This window comes from Natronospirillum sp. (genome assembly GCF_022565775.1).
Taxonomy (GTDB): Bacteria; Pseudomonadota; Gammaproteobacteria; order Pseudomonadales; family Natronospirillaceae; genus Natronospirillum.
The window spans coordinates 1-17,029 of the sequence record NZ_JAIUMC010000016.1 but is presented as its reverse complement, the minus strand read 5'-3'; the positions used below and the strand labels follow the sequence as shown (position 1 = coordinate 17,029).

The following is a 17,029-nucleotide window of genomic DNA, read 5'->3' as shown; positions in this document are numbered from 1 at the left end:
TCAAACTAAACGATAGTGTTAAGATTGGCATCTCAAGTGATTGAGATGCCTTTTTTATGTCCGTCTCTACCCTTAAAAACGATACTCCGGAAGCGGATCAGTCTCCCGACCAGGCCGTGCAGGAAGTCTTCGCCCCGGACCGACCGGACTATCGTCATCGGTGGGCCGCTGGTGTTGAATACCAGGGCACTGCGTATCATGGCTACCAGATGCAGCGGGGTACTGCGCAGACCATCCAGCAACATCTGCAGGCCGCCATTGGCGCCGTGGCCGATCATCCGGTTCGCCTTTTCTGTGCCGGGCGCACCGACGCCCGGGTGCATGCCACTTCACAGGTCATTCATTTCGACACGCAATCCGAGCGCAAGCCTGTAGGTTGGGTTCTGGGCGCCAACACAAGGCTGCCTGATGACATCAGTCTGCAATGGGTCAAAGCGGTGCCTCATACATTCCATGCCCGGTTTGTGGCACGCGCCAGACGCTACCGTTATCTGGTTTACAACCACCCGGTTCCGAGTGCCGTCATGCGCTATGCGACTACCTGGGAAAAGCGCCCGCTGGATGAACGCCGCATGCAGCGTGCTGCCGACTATTTTACCGGTACTCATGATTTCAGCTCTTTCCGCGCCGCGGAATGCCAGGCGAAAAGCCCTGTCCGCACGGTCCACCATTGCACAGTGGCGCGCCGGGGAAAGTTGATCGTACTCGATATCCGTGCGGATGCCTTCTTGCACCATATGGTACGCAACATCGCCGGCGTCCTGATGGCGATTGGCGCCGGTGAGGCGCCGGTTCAGTGGGCAGCGCAGGTTTTGGCCAGTCGCAGTCGCAGTCAGGGTGGTGTGACCGCCCGGCCAGACGGTCTGTATCTGGTTGGGGCAGAATATGATGATGCATTTCAGTTGCCGGCACCGGCACTGGGCCCTGCTTTTCTGGCTCAGGAAATACTGCAACCCGAGGGCGTGTCATGAGCAGGGAAAGAATCTCCCGAACCCGCATCAAACTGTGCGGCCTGACCGCTCCGGAGCAGGTTATGCTGGCGGCAGAACTGGGCGCCGATGCCATCGGACTGGTCTTTTATGGTCCCAGCCCGCGTTACATTGAAACAGAAGCCGCCAGCCGCCTGGCCGCAAGTTGCCCGCCCTTTCTGTCCCTGACCGGCCTGTTTGTGAATCCGGCGGTAGCCGAGGTGGAGGCGGTATTGGATAAGGTGCCGCTGGACTGCTTGCAGTTCCATGGTGACGAAAGTGACGACTTCTGTCGCCAGTTTCGCCGCCCCTGGATCAAGGCGGTAAGAATGCGCCCTGAAATGAATGTTGAGCAGGTGCTGACGCAGTGGCCTGGGGCAAGAGGCCTCTTGCTGGATGCCTGGCATCCGGAGCACCCGGGAGGCACCGGGCTGACGTTCGACTGGCGCCTGATACCGGATGCCTGGCGCCATCGCATCATACTGGCTGGTGGCCTGACGCCGGATAATGTAGGCAACGCAATTCAACAGGTCAGCCCCTGGGGTGTGGATGTCAGTGGTGGCATCGAGGCCGGCAAGGGCAAAAAAGATTCAGCGCTTATGGCAGCCTTTGTGGCTGCCGTCCGAGAGGAGGACAACCGTCATGACTGAACAACGCGATTACTATCAGGTCCCGGATTTGCGAGGACATTTTGGCATTCACGGAGGGCGCTTTGCCTCTGAAACCCTGATGAACGCCCTGGAAGAACTGAGTGAACTCTATGGTCGCATGAAAAACGACCCTGATTTCCAGGCTGAGTTCGACCGGGACCTGGCCCACTATGTGGGTCGCCCCTCGCCGCTCTATTTTGCCGAACGTCTGAGTAAAAACTGGGGTGGGGCAGAGGTCTGGTTGAAGCGTGAAGACCTTAATCACACCGGGGCGCACAAGATCAACAACACCATTGGCCAGGCCCTGCTGGCCAAGCACGTCGGCAAGCGGCGCGTGATTGCCGAAACCGGTGCCGGCCAGCACGGTGTTGCCAGCGCCACGGTGGCGGCGCGTCTCGGATTGGACTGTGTCGTCTATATGGGAGCAGACGACGTCGAACGCCAGAAGCTCAATGTCTACCGCATGAAACTGCTGGGTGCAGAGGTAGTGCCCGTCACATCCGGCACCCGTACTCTCAAAGATGCCATGAATGAAGCCATGCGGGACTGGGTCACCAATGTGGATGACACCTATTACATTATCGGGACCGTAGCTGGTCCGCATCCCTATCCGATGCTGGTGCGTGATTTTCAGGCCGTTATCGGTCGGGAAACGCGGCGCCAGATGCAGGCCCAGGCCGGTGCCCTGCCGGATGCCCTCGTCGCCTGTGTTGGCGGTGGCTCGAATGCCATCGGCCTGTTCCATGAGTTCCTGAATGACCCCACAGTCGCCATCTATGGTGTGGAAGCCGGTGGTCTGGGGCTGGAAACCGGTCAGCATGCCGCGCCCCTGTCAGCGGGAAAACCCGGGATACTGCACGGGAATCGCACCTATCTGATGGCTGATGACAATGGTCAGATTCTGGGTACTCACTCGGTCTCAGCCGGCCTGGACTATCCCGGCGTTGGTCCGGAGCACAGCTGGCTGAAAGACGAAGGTCGGGCGCAGTATGTCTCTGTCACTGATGACGAGGCGATGGCCGCGTTTCGCGAGCTGACCCGTACCGAAGGCATCATGCCGGCACTGGAGACCGCCCATGCACTGGCCTACGCGAAGAAACTCGCACCGGAGATGGGGCAGGGCAAGCGTCTGGTGGTGAATCTGTCGGGACGTGGTGACAAGGACGTGCACACAGTGGCCCGTATGGATGGCATGGACATCTGAGGAAGCACTCTACATCGGGCTGCGCGCAATTCACTGCGTTGCGCGCTGCTTCCCTGAACAGAAAGGAGATTCAAGATGAGTCGATTGCAGAATACCCTGGCCGAGTTGAAGGCTGCAGGCCGCAAGGCCTTGATTCCGTACATTACCGCCGGGGATCCTGATCTGGACACCACGCTGCAACTGATGCACGACCTGGTGGCCGCCGGTGCGGATATCATTGAACTGGGCGTGCCGTTTTCCGACCCAATGGCTGATGGCCCCACCATTCAACTCGCCTATGAGCGGGCACTGTTGCACAACGTGGGTCTGCGCGACGTGCTGGCGCTGGTCGAGCGCTTCCGGTCTCATGACAACAAGACTCCGGTCGTGCTGATGGGGTATATGAACCCGATCGAGTACATGGGCTATGAGACCTTTGTTTCTTCGTCTGTGCAGGCCGGAGTAGACGGTGTCCTGGTCGTTGACCTGCCACCGGAAGAGTGCGAAACCTTGACCGCCATGCTGCACGAGCAGAATCTGGATACCATCTTCCTGCTCACGCCGACCACATCGGACCAGCGGGCTGCGGAAATCTGCCGCCACAGCAGTGGCTATGTCTATTATGTTTCGATCAAGGGTGTGACGGGCGCCAATACGCTGGACGTGACCGACGTGAAGCGTCATGTCGATCGTCTGCGTCGTGCCACCGATCTGCCGATTGCGGTCGGCTTCGGTATCAAGACTGCCGACGATGCAGCGGCGGTCAGTCGGGTCGCTGACGGTGTCATTGTCGGGTCTGCGCTGGTCAACATCATAGCGCGCTCGGGCCAGGGAGACACTGCTGTTGAAATTTCATCACAAGTGTCTGCGCTGGTCTCGGATATGCGTAAAGGTATGGATGCCGCATAATCTGCGTTATCATGACGCCACCCGGAACAGACAGGAGTGATCCATGAGCAGCTGGCTGGACAAACTGGTCCCTTCCATTATTCGGTCGGAAACCCGAAGCAAGGCGAATGTGCCGGAAGGTATCTGGGACAAATGCGACAATTGCGGTGCGGTACTCTACCGGCCGGAACTGGAAAAGAATCTGAATGTGTGCCCCAAGTGCGAGCACCACATGACGTTGTCCGGTTCACGGCGTATCGACTATTTTCTGGATGCTGACGGGCGGGTTGAAATCGCCGCCGATGTCGAGCCGGTCGATCGGCTCAAATTCAAGGATTCGAAGCGGTATCGCGACCGCCTGTCCGCCGCGCAGAAAGCGACAGGCGAGAAGGATGCACTGAAAACCGTGAAGGGCACCGTCGAGCAGGTGCCGGTTGTTGTAGCGGCGTTCGACTTCCCGTTCATGGGCGGGTCGATGGGCTCGGTTGTCGGTGAAAAGTTTGTGCGCGCCGTCAATGTCTGTCTGGAACACAGACTGCCGCTGGTTTGCTTCCCTACGTCGGGTGGTGCGCGCATGCAGGAAGCCCTGTTTTCTCTGATGCAGATGGCCAAGACGTCTGCAGCGATCGAGAAAATGAAACAGGAACGCCTGCCGTTCATCTCCTGCATGGTTGATCCCTGCTACGGTGGCGTATCCGCGAGCCTGGCCATGCTGGGTGACATCAATATGGCCGAGCCTGCAGCCCGCATCGGTTTTGCCGGCCCGCGAGTTATCGAGCAAACGGTTCGCCAAACCTTGCCGGAAGGCTTCCAGCGCAGCGAATTTCTGCTCGAGCATGGTGCTCTGGACATGGTGGTGGCGCGTCAGGACCTGCGTCCGGTCATTGCCCGGCAGCTGCGCAAGATGATGCATCTGGATGCCGCCTGAAGCCTGGTCTGACCCGGCCCGGCCGCAACCACTCTCGGCCTGGCTGAAACGACTGGAGGCTCTGCACCCGACCGATATAGATCTGGGTCTGGATCGGGTGCGTGCGGTCTGGAACAGGATGGGCGCGAGTCTTGAGCAGACCCGAATAGTGACGGTTGCCGGCACCAACGGCAAAGGCTCGACGGCAACTCTGACGGCACAGCTGCTGCAGGCCCACGGACACCAGGTGGGCCTCTACACCTCCCCCCATTTCCTGCACTTCAATGAGCGTATCGTCCTTTCCGGTGATCCGGTATCGGACGCTGATCTGGTCGCCGCCCTGGTGCGTGTCGAGCAGGCACGCGGCTCGATATCGCTGACCTATTTTGAATTCACCACGCTGGCCGCTTTTGAACTCTTCTCCCGTGCCGAAATCGATTTTGCAGTGCTGGAAGTCGGGCTTGGCGGGCGTCTGGATGCGGTGAATCTGCTGCCGACAGACTGCGCCGTGGTGACCACGATAGGACTGGACCATACCGATTGGCTGGGGGATACCGTCGAGGCCATTGCACGCGAGAAAGCGGGCATAGCGCGGCCTGGAAAACCACTTGTCATTGGCGCTCGAGAGGCCAGGGGCACATTGCTGCAGGTGGCGGATGACCTGGGTGCCGACCCGCATCTGTTCGAGCCGCCTGAGCTGGCCGCAGATGGCACCTGGACACCACAGCATCCGCACCCATTGGCAGGTGAACGACTGCCCGAGCCTGTACTGCCCTTGCCGTCAGCCCATCTGGCGCTGCAAATCCTGCATCTGTTGGGTCAATCGGCTGATCTGGCTACCGTGACATCGGTATTTGCCCGAGCGTCCATGCCGGGCCGTCTGCAACGCCTGTCATGGCAAGGCCTGGACCTGTGGCTGGATGTTGCTCACAACCCACAGGCCGCAAGCTGGGTCGCCCAGCGCTTGCATCGGCACGCCCGTCAATGGACGATAATTTTGGGCATGCTCGGCGACAAGGACGCGCCCGGTGTAGTACAATCGCTCGCGCTTTTGGACCCGCGCTGGTACCTGATTGGGCTGGAGGCCGGCAGTCGTGCACTGACTGCGCCGAGCCTGCAGGAGCGCGCTGGTCTGCCGAACGCAGTGTGTTGCTCCGGGGTGGTAGATGCTCTGCAGAAAGCATCGGAAACCGGGCGACCGGTGTTGATATGCGGTTCTTTCTATACAGTATCTGCCGCACTCGAATTCTTGACTACGGGATGACATGACTACAGCCATCAAAAAAAGACTGATCGGTGCGCTGGTGCTGGGTGTCTTGTTGCTGCTGTTGTTGCCGGTACTGTTTTCCGGGCAGGGACGTCTTCCCGAGGCCCGGATAACCGACATCCCTGACGCCCCGGTGCTGAGTGAAACGCCCGTCATGGGTGAGGACAGGGAGCGGCCGCGCCCGGAACAGGCGGAAGAAATTCTGGCTCCGGCGCCCCCGGTGGATGACGCAGACGAGGTGCCGGCGCCCGAGACCGATGTACCCTATGCGGTAGATGAGTCAGGACAGATTCAGGCCTGGAGCGTGCAGATGGGCAGCTTTCGCGATGCCACAAATGCCAGGCGACTGCTGGAGCGACTGCGCGAGGCGGGCTATGAGGCCTATACCAAGGAGAGTTTGCTGTCAGACGGCAGCACACTCACCCAGGTGATGGTCGGGCCGGATACGGACTACTCGGCTGTGCAGGCTCGCAAGGATGACCTGTCGGAAGAGTTCGATACGCCGGCGCTCGTGGTACGCTTTCAACCATGATTGAGGAACGGGCTGGAACAGCGACATGGTGGTAGTGGACTGGATCATAGTGGTCGTCGTTGTCTTGTCGGCCCTGATCAGCCTGAAAAGAGGCTTTGTCAAAGAACTGCTGAGCCTGGCGACCTGGGTGGCCGCTCTGGTTATTGCAGTGATATTCAGCGAGCGCCTGGCCGGCTTGATGGTCGGCCTGATTGCCACCGAGAGCTGGCGACTGGCTGCGGCATTTGCATTGTTGTTCATTCTGACCCTGATCGTGGGGGCCATGGTGAACCACTTGATCGGCGAACTGGTCCGCATGACTGGATTGTCCGGTCTGGATCGAACGCTGGGTATTGTGTTCGGCCTGCTGCGGGGCGTCATCATCGTCATTGCATTGCTGGCCATAGCCCGGCTTTTTGCCCTGGATGGCACCTGGCAGGGGTCCGTATTGGTGCCCTGGCTTGAGCCGCTGGTCAACTGGGCCGGCGGCCATGTACACAGCGCCTCAGAGCGCGTTTTTGATATCAGACGGTAGGGTGCGGTTGGAATCGCTTTAGGCACCATAGGTGCTGACGTGTTCGAAGCTGCCCAGAAGCCACGTCCGGAGTAATCATAGTATGTGCGGCATTGTCGGAATCTACGGGTATGGCCCGGTTAACCAGTCTCTCTATGATGCGATGACTGTCCTTCAGCATCGCGGACAGGATGCAGCCGGCATCGTGACCGAAGAGCATGGCAAGTTCTATCTGCGCAAATCAAACGGCCTGGTACGCGATGTTTTCCATACCCGTCATATGCAGCGCCTGACGGGCGACAAGGGTATCGGTCACGTGCGTTATCCAACGGCCGGCAATTCAAGCTCTTCTGAGAGCCAGCCTTTCTATGTCAATTCCCCCTACGGCATTGTGCTGGCCCACAACGGCAACCTGACCAATGCCGACGAACTGGCACCCAGCCTGTTCAAGAGTGACCTGCGGCATATCAACACCACGTCCGATTCCGAGGTGCTGCTGAATGCGCTGGCGCACGAACTGCAAAAGCGGGGCAAGCTCAAGCCGACCCCAGACGATATCTTTGCTGCCGTCAAGGGGCTGCACCAGCGGTGTCGCGGCGCCTATGCCGCCGTGGCGCTTATTTCCGGACATGGCATGCTGGCCTTTCGCGATCCTTATGGTATTCGCCCGGCGGTATTCGGCAAGCGCACCCTGGCTGACGGTCGTGTGGAGTATATGGTCGCCTCGGAAAGCGTCGCCCTGGATGCCGGCGGTTTCGAGATGATCGACGATGTGCAGCCTGGTGAAGCCATCTATGTGGACAAGCAGGGGGATTTGCATCGTCACCAGTGTGTGCCCAGCCAGGTGTTGGCGCCCTGTATTTTCGAATTCGTCTATTTTGCCCGCCCTGATTCCATCATTGACGGCATCTCGGTGTACAAGGCACGATTGCGCATGGGCGAAGTCATGGCGCGCAAGATCAAGCGCGAATGGCCTGACCATGACATAGATGTGGTGATCCCCATCCCCGACACCAGTCGCACGTCGGCCCTTGAACTGGCCAATGAACTGGGGGTCAAATTCCGCGAGGGCTTCATCAAGAACCGGTACATCGGGCGCACCTTCATCATGCCGGGCCAGCAGCAGCGGCGGAAATCGGTCAAGCAGAAACTGAACCCCATCGGGCTGGAGTTCATGGGCAAGAATGTACTGCTGGTCGATGACTCCATAGTGCGCGGTACCACCTGCGAGCAGATTATAGAAATGGCCCGTGATGCCGGAGCGCGCAAGGTTTATTTTGCCTCGGCAGCCCCGGCCATACGACATCCCAATGTCTACGGTATCGACATGCCGGCAGTGACCGAACTGATTGCAGCCGGTCGCACTGACAGCGAGGTGGAAACAGCCATAGGTGCCGACCGCTTGATCTATCAGGATATCGATGATCTGATCCAGGCCACCCAGACCAGCAAGTCCGATGTGCGTCAATTCGAGTGTTCGGTCTTCAACGGCGACTATGTGACGGGCGATATTGACGAGGCTTACCTGTCCAGGCTGGAAGAGCGTCGCAACGACAAGGCCAGGCAGAACAGGGACCCGGTGGATGACTCCGGTCTGATTGACCTGCACAATGATTACTGACCGCTGATGAAGTAGCGGGCCTGCCCCAAGGCAGGCAGCAGGGGAGCGAATTATGAAATGGCAGGACAAGGGTCAGGCAACGGCAGCCATCAGAGCCGGGGTGCCTCGTTCGCCACAGGGCGAGCATTCGGAAGCGCTGTATCTGACCTCCAGCTTCGTGTTTGATTCGGCGGCGCAGGCGGCAGCCCGGTTTTCCGGCGAGGAAGCGGGCAACGTCTATGCCCGCTATACCAACCCGACCGTCACCACTTTTGAACAACGCCTGGCGCTGATGGAAAGCACCGAAGCCGCTGTAGGCACAAGCTCCGGCATGGCGGCGATTCTGAGCACCTGCATGGCCCTGCTGCAGTCGGGTGATCATATCGTTGCATCACGCAATATTTTCGGCTCGACGATGGTGCTGTTCAACAAGTATCTGAGCAAGTTCGGCGTTGATGTGACCTATGTCGACCTGACAGATCTGGAGGCCTGGGCTGCGGCCATGACCTCTCGCACTCGCCTGTTGTTCGCAGAGACACCCTCCAATCCGCTCAATGACGTTGTGGATATTGCAGCGCTGGCCGGTATCGCTCATCAGCATGAGGCCTGGTTGGCCATAGACAACTGCTTCTGTACGCCGGCCTTGCAACGACCTGCGGAATTCGGTGCTGATCTGGTCATTCACTCGGCCACCAAGTTTATCGATGGGCAGGGCAGGGCCATGGGCGGTGCCGTCTGCGGACGTGCTGAGCAGATTGACGAAGTGGTCGGTTTTTTGCGCTCGGCCGGGCCCACCATGAGCCCGTTCAATGCCTGGATTTTCCAGAAAGGTCTGGAGACCCTGGCCCTGCGCATGCGTGCCCACAGTGATCATGCCGGTCAGATTGCGGCCTGGCTGCAACAGCATCCGGCAGTAGAAAAAGTGCACTATTGCGGGTTGCCAGAGCATCCGGGTCACGATTTGGCTCGTAAGCAGCAGTCTGGCTTTGGTGGTGTGCTGTCCTTTGTCGTGCGGGGTGGTCAGGAGAATGCCTGGAAGGTCATAGATGCGACAGAGTTCCTTTCCATCACTGCCAATCTGGGTGATGCTAAGACAACCATTACCCATCCGGGGACTACCACCCACGGTCGCCTGTCTGATGAAGACAAGGCACTGGCGGGAATCGAACCCGGCCTGATTCGCGTGGCTGTAGGCCTCGAAGATCCGGTCGACATTCAACAGGATCTGGCTCGCGGCCTGGACACTCTCTGAGTTCTCCGGTCCGCCTGGACAGGAGTGAAGTTTGAGTATTGATCGTACCCTCAGTGAAGCCGCCCGACGGGTCCGCGGCAAGCCCCATCAACTGAAACTGGCTCTGGCGAGCGCTCTCGCCGGAGGCCACCTGTTGATCGAGGATGTCCCCGGGGTGGGCAAAACCACGCTCAGTCAGACCCTTGCCCGCGTGCTGGGCCTGACCTATCGCCGTATCCAGTTTACTTCGGATCTGGTGCCTGCGGACATCCTGGGTGGCGCCGTCTACAGTCCGGAGACACGCAGCTTTTCCGTCGTCAAAGGGCCGATCTTTGCTCAGGTGCTGTTGGCAGACGAGCTGAATCGGGCATCCCCCAAAGCTCAGTCCGCCCTGCTCGAGGCCATGGAAGAGGAGCAGGTCAGCCTTGAAGGCGAAGCCTATCTGTTGCCGCAGCCGTTTCTGGTGATGGCGACGCAGAACCCCATGGATATGGCCGGCACCCACGCGCTCCCCGAATCCCAACTGGACCGGTTTCTGATCTCCATGAGCATGGGCTACCCGGATGCCGAGGTGGAACGTGAGCTGCTCGCGGGTCAGGCGAGTCAGGTGCATTATGACGATCTGCAGCCCATCCTTTCCGCAGAGGTGCTGCAGGACCTGCGCCGACAGGCCATGGAGGTGCATCTCAGTGCCCCGTTGCTCGACTATCTGCAGCATTTGGTCCGTGAAACCCGCGAGCACCCCGATGTGCGGCTTGGCCTTTCACCGCGTGCTGCGCTGGGCCTGACTCGAGTCGCCCAGGCCTGGGCGTTGATGGCCCGTCGGGACTATGTGCAACCTGATGACCTGCAACAGGTCTTTGTGCCGGTGGCCCGCCATCGACTGCAGACCCGTCAGGGCAATGACGGACAGCGAGTGGCAGAGCAGATTCTGGCAGATACACCGATCGGAGGCTGACGTGGGCATTCTGCATGACGCGGTCGAGGCCACACTGGAGCGCTGGATTCGATCCCGAACCCCGCCCCAACGTGAGGTCAGCCTGGGTCAGCGGCAGATTTTCATTATTCCCAATCGTTACGGACTGGGCATGCTGGTGCTGGTGGTGGTGCTGTTTGTCATGGGCACCAATTATCAGAACAATCTCGTCCTGGCACTGGCCTTTTGGCTGATTGCACTCTTTGTCCTGTCGATCCACCTGACCTACCTAAACCTGTCCGGTCTCACCCTGCATGTTGGGCACAGTGACTCGGCCTTTGTCGGAGAGCCAATGCAACACACGGTACACCTGCATACCCGGCGTCCGCGCTATGGTCTGCTGGTATCCGGTGATGAACAGCCTGAGAGGATGCTGGACGAGTTGCCGGCCGGAACCCAGTGCCCTCTGCAGTTGCGTCGCACGGCACTGATCCGAGGACTGCAGGCGGCGCCCCGGATGCGACTGGAAACCCGCTTCCCTTTTGGCTGGATTACGGCCTGGACTTACTGGTCGCCTGACCAGAGCGGCCTGGCCTGGCCAGCGCCGGTAGATCATGGACTGGATCGGATATCGGCTGACGCCGAACCTTTGCGGCCACGAACCCCACAGCGCACCGACCCGGACGCGCTGGATGATGTTCGCGATTATGCGGCCGGTGATCCGTTGCGCCGTGTTCTCTGGCGGCACTATGCCCGGCGCGGGGTGCTGGTGGTCAAGGCGCCGCCGCGACGCAGTGGTGATACCCGGCAACTGGATATCCGCCAGGTCGCCGAGTTGCCGCTGGAGCGGGGGCTGGAGCAATTGACCTACTGGTTGCTCGCCAGTGAAAACGCCGCCGAGGACTGGTCGTTGCGGCTGCATGACAGCTGGTTACCCCCCGGGCAGGGGGCAACACAGAAGGTTCAGGGGCTGGATGCTCTGGCCCTGACTGGGCCACCCGGAAGCGTTCGTGATCAGGAGGGCCGACCATGACCGAAGCTCGCTTCCTGCGCAGTGGTCCGCAATTGACCGCGCCACAGTGGCAGCGCGTCCTGATGATGCTGCTGGTTGTCCAGCTGATGCTGATTCTACCCATTGTACTGATGTTGCCTGGCTGGCTTGCCGCTGTACCGTTACTGACGGGTGCCTGGCAGTGGCAGGTTATTCGGGGGCGCTGGCACCCGCCGGGCCGGGCCGTTCGCTGGACCCTGGTTCTGGCACTGCCGGCGCTGCTGCTGGGCAGTGGGCTCAATCCCGGTGCACTGGATTTCTATGTCGCCCTGTCCTTCATCGGGGTGGCGCTGAAATTGCTGGAAATGCAGACCTATCGGGATGCCTGGCTGGTCAGCATGCTGGCGTTCTTTGTGCTGGCCGCCTTGTTGCTGCTCGATCAGGGCATCTTCTACACCTTGTATGTATTTCTGGGCGGCTCGGTTGCTCTGGCGGCCCTGCTGCGACTGCATGCCCCCAATGGCATCAGCCTGGCAGGGGCCTGGCGCAACAGTGCCCGAGCAGTGCTGATGGCCGTACCGTTCATGCTGCTGCTGTTTGTGGCCTTTCCCCGCCTGCCGCCGATCTGGCAGATGCCGACCATGTCGGATCAGGCGCGCACCGGTTTGTCGGACAGCATGAGTACCGGCTCCATTTCCGAACTGGTGGAAAGCAATGAGCTGATTTTCCGCGCCCGATTTGATGGCGACAGACCGTCTCAGTCTGCATTGTACTGGCGCGCCATGACACTCACTCACTTTGACGGGGAGCGCTGGCGCCAGTGGCCGAGTCGCAGCCCCCTATCTGATCAGTTGTTGCAGCGGCCAGAGCTGCCGGTGGCGCAGCCGGGAACAGAGCTCTGGAACTATGAGGTGGTGCTGTCACCCACCTGGCAACCCTGGGTGGCCACCCTGGAAAACCTGACCGGTTATCAGAGTGCCGATGCACAGTGGGCGCGCGACAACCGACTGGTATGGCGCGAGCAGTTGCGCCGTCCCACCGGGTTCACCGCGCAGGCAGCGGCCCGGGTGGAAAATCCATCCGAGCTGAGTGAACAGACGCGAGATGCGGCCCTGCAACTGCCTGAAGAGGGCAACCCCCGCTTGCGCGAACAGGCCGCAGAATGGTTTGCAGACGTCGGCAGAGAACTCGATATGGCAGACCGCATCATGCGTTTTTTCGCCGAGTCTGGCTTCAGCTACAGTCTGCGACCGGGCGTCTACGAGGGGCCCGACGGCATCGATGAATTCCTGTTTTCGCGGCAGACTGGCTTTTGTGCCCACTATGCCGAGGCCATGGTGCTCATGCTGCGCAGTGTCGATATCCCGGCACGCGTGGTAACCGGCTATCTTGGCGGGCAATGGAACGAGGACAACAACTATCTGGTGGTGCGTGCCCGCGAGGCTCATGCCTGGGTTGAACTGTGGACCGAAGAGCAGGGCTGGGTGCGCTATGATCCGACCGCTGTCGTGGCCCCTGATCGACTGACCGGCTCCCTGTCCGATGCGCTGGGCGATGACGAAGAATCTTTGTCGGGCGCCGGCTGGGGTGATGCCAGTGCGCCCGGCTGGCTGCAGCGCCTCTATTGGCAGTGGGACAATGCGCAATACCAGTGGCAGCGCTGGGTGCTGAATTTTGATGCTGATGATCAGGCGTCCTTGCTGGATCGCTGGTTCGGGCACTGGTCTCCGATTGACTTTGTACGCTATGCCGGTTTACTTGTAATAGCACTGTTCAGCATATGGTATGGTATCCAACTGTTTCAGCGTTATGGCAAATTCTGGGGTTGGTCACGATTTGAACTGCTGGCGCGCCGACATTGCCGTCGCCACTGGCCTGATCTGCCAGCCAATGAAGGCCTGACCTTGTGGGCGGACCGGCTGGAGGGTCGAGCACCTGATTTTGCTGCTGAATTGAGAGAATTTGCTGCAGATTGCCTTGCTGCGCAATATGGCCCACCCGAGCACCAGGCAGAGTGCCGTCGGCGGGCCCGCAAGAGCTGGCAGAGATTACGGCGCCAAAAGGCCTCCGATACAGGGTAGGTGATGGACAAGAGTAAAGTCAGAGAGCTGCAGAGCCATTTCGGTCGTCGTGTTGTCGGTGACGCCCGCAGTGTGGTCGATCAGTGGTATCAGTTGCAGCGTCAGGGCTGGCATCGTGCCTGGTATGAACTGCTGGTCAGCCGGGCAGAGCGGCTTGAAAAATCAGCGCGGCGCTACAATCGCGAAGCGTTGGGGGACGCCGCCGCCCAGCTATTGCAGGATCTGACTGCCTGTCGCGCCGAGCGACCTCCACAAAGCAGCCTGCTGAGTCAGTTGGCTGATCAGATCAGTGCCATCGGTCAGCAGGCACTGCGCCACTCAGACCGGGAGTGGCCGGGGGCATCGGCCTTCATGCAGCAGGAAGTCTACATCGCCATTGAAGATGAAACGCTGGCGGCCGACCTGCAGCACCAGCTTGAGTCTTTCGGTATTGCCTCGGAACTCACGCTGACTCTTGAAGCCCTGCAGGAAGCCAGAGCGCGCCGGCGTCCGGCAGCGATACTGATGGATTGTCATTTCAGAGGTGAACGCGAAGGCTTTGCCTTGGCAGAAGAAATCCAGCAAGAGGGCTCGGTACCCCTGCCGGTCATCTTCTATCAGCAGGAACCACCGGACATGGACACCCGCCTGCAGGCCATGCGGCTTGGCGGCAAGGCCTTTCTGGATGCCGAGGGTGGCCTGTTGCGGGTCGTGGAACGTCTGGAGCGGGAAACCCGCACCGTCATTCCGGAATTGTATCGCGTGCTGATCGTGGATGATTCCAAAACCCAGGCGCAGCATAGCGCTCAGGTGCTCAATGGGGTAGGCATCATCGCCGAGGTTTTGAATGAACCCATGGCGCTGCTGCAGACCATTGACGACTTCCAGCCCGACCTGATTCTGATGGATATGTACATGCCGCGCTGCACCGGCGTTGAACTGGCTACCGTCATGCGACAGCAGCCCCAGTATGACCGTTTGCCCATTGTATTTTTGTCGGCCGAGGAAGACATGGCCAAGCAGATGGCAGCGCTGGCCGAAGGTGGCGATGACTTTCTGACCAAGCCGGTGCACCCGTCCGTATTGACGGCAACCGTGCAACACCGCTGCAAGCGCAACCGGGCCATGCGGTTCTGGATGGAGCGGGATGCCCTGACCGGCCTGTTCGACCACACGCACCTGTTTCAGCGCCTGCAGCAGGAAGTCGTGCGGGCCGAACGCCAGGATCAGCCACTGACCTTTATCATGATCGACCTGGATCGTTTCAAATCGGTCAATGATACCTGGGGTCACGGTGCCGGCGACCGCATACTCAAGAACCTGTCCCTGCTGCTGCGTCAGCGCCTGCGTAAAACCGATATCATCGGCCGCTATGGCGGCGAAGAGTTCGCCATCATCATGCCGGACACCACTGTTGAGGCCGCCAGTCAGGTGATACAGGAACTGCTGGATGCCTTCAGTGATGTCCGCCACGCCGTTGAAAACGATGACATCCGCCAGTTCATTACCTGTACGTTCAGTGCCGGCCTGGCGCAACTGCAGACCGAAGAGTCACTGACTGACCTGTCGGGCCGGGCTGACCAGGCGCTTTACCAGGCCAAGGCTGATGGCAGGGCCCGTCTTTCGCTGGCGCCCGACGGCGATCAGTAGCAGGCCACTTTTGCCCGTCTTCGGTTGTCTATATAATGCCGGCCTCGGTAACCCACACCACCTGACAACCAGAGAGGATCCATGGCCAGAGTCCGCACCCGCGTAGCGCCTTCACCCACCGGTGACCCGCACGTCGGCACCGCCTATATTGCCCTGTTCAATCGTGCCTTCGCCAAGAGTCAGGGTGGCGACTTCATATTGCGTATTGAAGACACTGACCAGGCGCGCAGCACGCGTGAGTCTGAAGAGGCCATTCTCAAGGCTCTGCGCTGGCTGGGGCTGGACTGGGATGAAGGTCCGGATGTGGGCGGCGAGGCCGGCCCCTACCGGCAGAGCGAGCGCTCCGAGATCTATCGCGAGTATGCCGATGAACTGGTCGACAAGGGCCATGCCTTCCATTGTTTCTGCACCGCCGAGCGACTGGACAGCATGCGCCGCGAGCAGCGTCTGAACGGCCAGCCTCCGGGCTATGACGGCCGTTGCAAGGGTCTGAGCAAAGCTGAAGTGACCGAGCGATTGGCGCAGGGCGAGAAATCCGTGGTGCGCATGGATGTGCCGCGCGAAGGCGCCTGTGAAGTGCGTGACATGCTGCGTGATCCTATCGAGATCGAGTGGAAGCAGGTCGACATGCAGGTGCTGCTCAAATCCGATGGTCTGCCCAGCTATCATCTGGCCAATGTGGTGGATGACCATCTGATGGGCATTACCCATGTGATCCGCGGTGAAGAGTGGATTTCGTCCACGCCGAAACATATTCTGCTGTACCGATATTTCGGCTGGGAGGCTCCTGAGTTCTTCCACATGCCGCTGCTGCGCAATGCCGACAAGTCCAAGCTGTCGAAGCGCAAGAATCCGACCTCCATCGATTACTACTACCGTCTGGGCATCTTGCCGGAAGCCCTGGTCAACTATCTGGGCATGATGGGCTGGACAATGCCCGACGGCGAAGAAAAATTCACCGTCCAGGAGATGGTCGACAATTTCGATATCAGCCGGGTATCACTGGGTGGCCCGGTATTCGATACCGAGAAGCTGGACTGGCTGAACGGCCGCTATCTGCGCGAAAGTCTGAGCGACGAGGAATTTGCTCAGCGCCTGATGGACTGGTCCTACAATCGGGATTACATCATGCAGTTTTTGCCACTGGTGCGCGAGCGGGTAGAGCGCCTGAGCGACGTCGCACCGCTGGCGGCTTTCTTCTTTGCTGGCATGCCGGATATTGAAGCAGCCGATTTCGAGCACAAGAAGCTGGATGCCGACACGATCCTGAAGATTCTGCAGCTCAGCCTGTGGAAGCTGGAAACCCAGCGCCATTGGGACAAGGAGCACATCATGGCCGACGTGAAGGCGGTCGGCGAGCACCTGGGCCTGAAGCTCAAGGATGTGCTGTTCCCAATGTTTGTCTCGGTCACCGGTTCGCCACGTTCGGTATCCGTGCTGGAAGCCATGGCCATCCTCGGCCCCGACATGGTGCGGGCGCGCCTGCGCCATGCCATCGAGGTGCTGGGCGGCTATTCCAAGAAGCAGCTCAAGGCGCTGGAAAAGGAATTTTCCGAGATCGGCACCTTTCTCGACTGAGTAGGGTCTTGTCGGGTAGCTTCCTGCTCCCGGCAAGACTCACGCCAGGCACATCGGGGACCGGGCAACAGGCCGCAAACAGTGGTGCCTTGTTTCCGCCGCTCACTGGTCCCGG

15 protein-coding genes are annotated in these 17,029 nt (G+C 59.9%); all 15 read left to right on the top strand.

The window, feature by feature from the left end; translation table 11 throughout:
- Positions 1 to 56 precede the first annotated feature (56 nt).
- The 15 genes from truA to gltX all read left to right on the top strand — a co-directional run bounded on the left by truA (position 57) and on the right by gltX (position 16,914).
- On the top strand, positions 57 to 971 hold the full coding sequence (gene truA, locus LAT62_RS05505) for a tRNA pseudouridine(38-40) synthase TruA (RefSeq protein WP_293380178.1): 915 nt from the start codon (positions 57 to 59) through the stop codon (positions 969 to 971).
- The gene (locus LAT62_RS05500) at positions 968 to 1,618 is read left to right on the top strand and encodes a phosphoribosylanthranilate isomerase (protein ID WP_293380175.1); all 651 of its coding nucleotides are present in this window, start codon (positions 968 to 970) and stop codon (positions 1,616 to 1,618) included. The genes truA and LAT62_RS05500 overlap by 4 nt, the downstream gene beginning before the upstream one ends.
- Complete coding sequence (gene trpB, locus LAT62_RS05495; protein ID WP_293380172.1) at positions 1,611 to 2,822, top strand: tryptophan synthase subunit beta; 1,212 nt, start codon at positions 1,611 to 1,613, stop codon at positions 2,820 to 2,822. The genes LAT62_RS05500 and trpB overlap by 8 nt, the downstream gene beginning before the upstream one ends.
- 75 nt (positions 2,823 to 2,897) lie before the next feature.
- Positions 2,898 to 3,710 (top strand): tryptophan synthase subunit alpha, encoded by an 813-nt coding sequence (gene trpA / locus LAT62_RS05490; protein ID WP_293380169.1) that lies wholly within the window; start codon positions 2,898 to 2,900, stop codon positions 3,708 to 3,710.
- Positions 3,711 to 3,753: 43 nt separating this feature from the next.
- Complete coding sequence (gene accD / locus LAT62_RS05485; RefSeq protein WP_293380166.1) at positions 3,754 to 4,617, top strand: acetyl-CoA carboxylase, carboxyltransferase subunit beta; 864 nt, start codon at positions 3,754 to 3,756, stop codon at positions 4,615 to 4,617.
- Positions 4,607 to 5,860, top strand: coding sequence for a folylpolyglutamate synthase/dihydrofolate synthase family protein (locus tag LAT62_RS05480; RefSeq protein ID WP_293380163.1), 1,254 nt, complete (start codon positions 4,607 to 4,609; stop codon positions 5,858 to 5,860). The genes accD and LAT62_RS05480 overlap by 11 nt, the downstream gene beginning before the upstream one ends.
- 1 nt (position 5,861) lies before the next feature.
- Positions 5,862 to 6,395 carry an SPOR domain-containing protein gene (locus LAT62_RS05475; RefSeq protein WP_293380160.1) on the top strand — a complete coding sequence of 178 codons (534 nt, stop codon included), beginning with the start codon at positions 5,862 to 5,864 and terminating at the stop codon, positions 6,393 to 6,395.
- 25 nt (positions 6,396 to 6,420) lie between these two features.
- On the top strand, positions 6,421 to 6,909 hold the full coding sequence (locus tag LAT62_RS05470) for a CvpA family protein (RefSeq protein ID WP_293380157.1): 489 nt from the start codon (positions 6,421 to 6,423) through the stop codon (positions 6,907 to 6,909).
- Between the two features lie 82 nt (positions 6,910 to 6,991).
- Entirely contained in the window at positions 6,992 to 8,509 is a 1,518-nt protein-coding gene (purF, locus tag LAT62_RS05465) for an amidophosphoribosyltransferase (protein WP_293380154.1), read from the top strand.
- A gap of 52 nt (positions 8,510 to 8,561) precedes the next feature.
- Complete coding sequence (locus LAT62_RS05460) at positions 8,562 to 9,740, top strand: O-succinylhomoserine sulfhydrylase (protein WP_293380151.1); 1,179 nt, start codon at positions 8,562 to 8,564, stop codon at positions 9,738 to 9,740.
- A gap of 31 nt (positions 9,741 to 9,771) precedes the next feature.
- A complete protein-coding gene (locus LAT62_RS05455) occupies positions 9,772 to 10,677 on the top strand; it encodes a MoxR family ATPase (protein WP_293380148.1) in 906 nt (301 codons plus the stop codon).
- 1 nt (position 10,678) lies between these two features.
- Positions 10,679 to 11,668: a DUF58 domain-containing protein gene (locus LAT62_RS05450; RefSeq protein ID WP_293380145.1), complete on the top strand. Its 990-nt coding sequence runs from the start codon at positions 10,679 to 10,681 to the stop codon at positions 11,666 to 11,668.
- On the top strand, positions 11,665 to 13,707 hold the full coding sequence (locus LAT62_RS05445; protein ID WP_293380142.1) for a DUF3488 and transglutaminase-like domain-containing protein: 2,043 nt from the start codon (positions 11,665 to 11,667) through the stop codon (positions 13,705 to 13,707). The genes LAT62_RS05450 and LAT62_RS05445 overlap by 4 nt, the downstream gene beginning before the upstream one ends.
- 3 nt (positions 13,708 to 13,710) lie before the next feature.
- Positions 13,711 to 15,336, top strand: coding sequence for a diguanylate cyclase (locus tag LAT62_RS05440; protein ID WP_293380139.1), 1,626 nt, complete (start codon positions 13,711 to 13,713; stop codon positions 15,334 to 15,336).
- An 81-nt stretch (positions 15,337 to 15,417) separates the two neighbouring features.
- Positions 15,418 to 16,914, top strand: a complete 1,497-nt coding sequence (gltX, locus tag LAT62_RS05435; RefSeq protein WP_293380136.1) for a glutamate--tRNA ligase — start codon at positions 15,418 to 15,420, stop codon at positions 16,912 to 16,914.
- Positions 16,915 to 17,029: the final 115 nt, after the last annotated feature.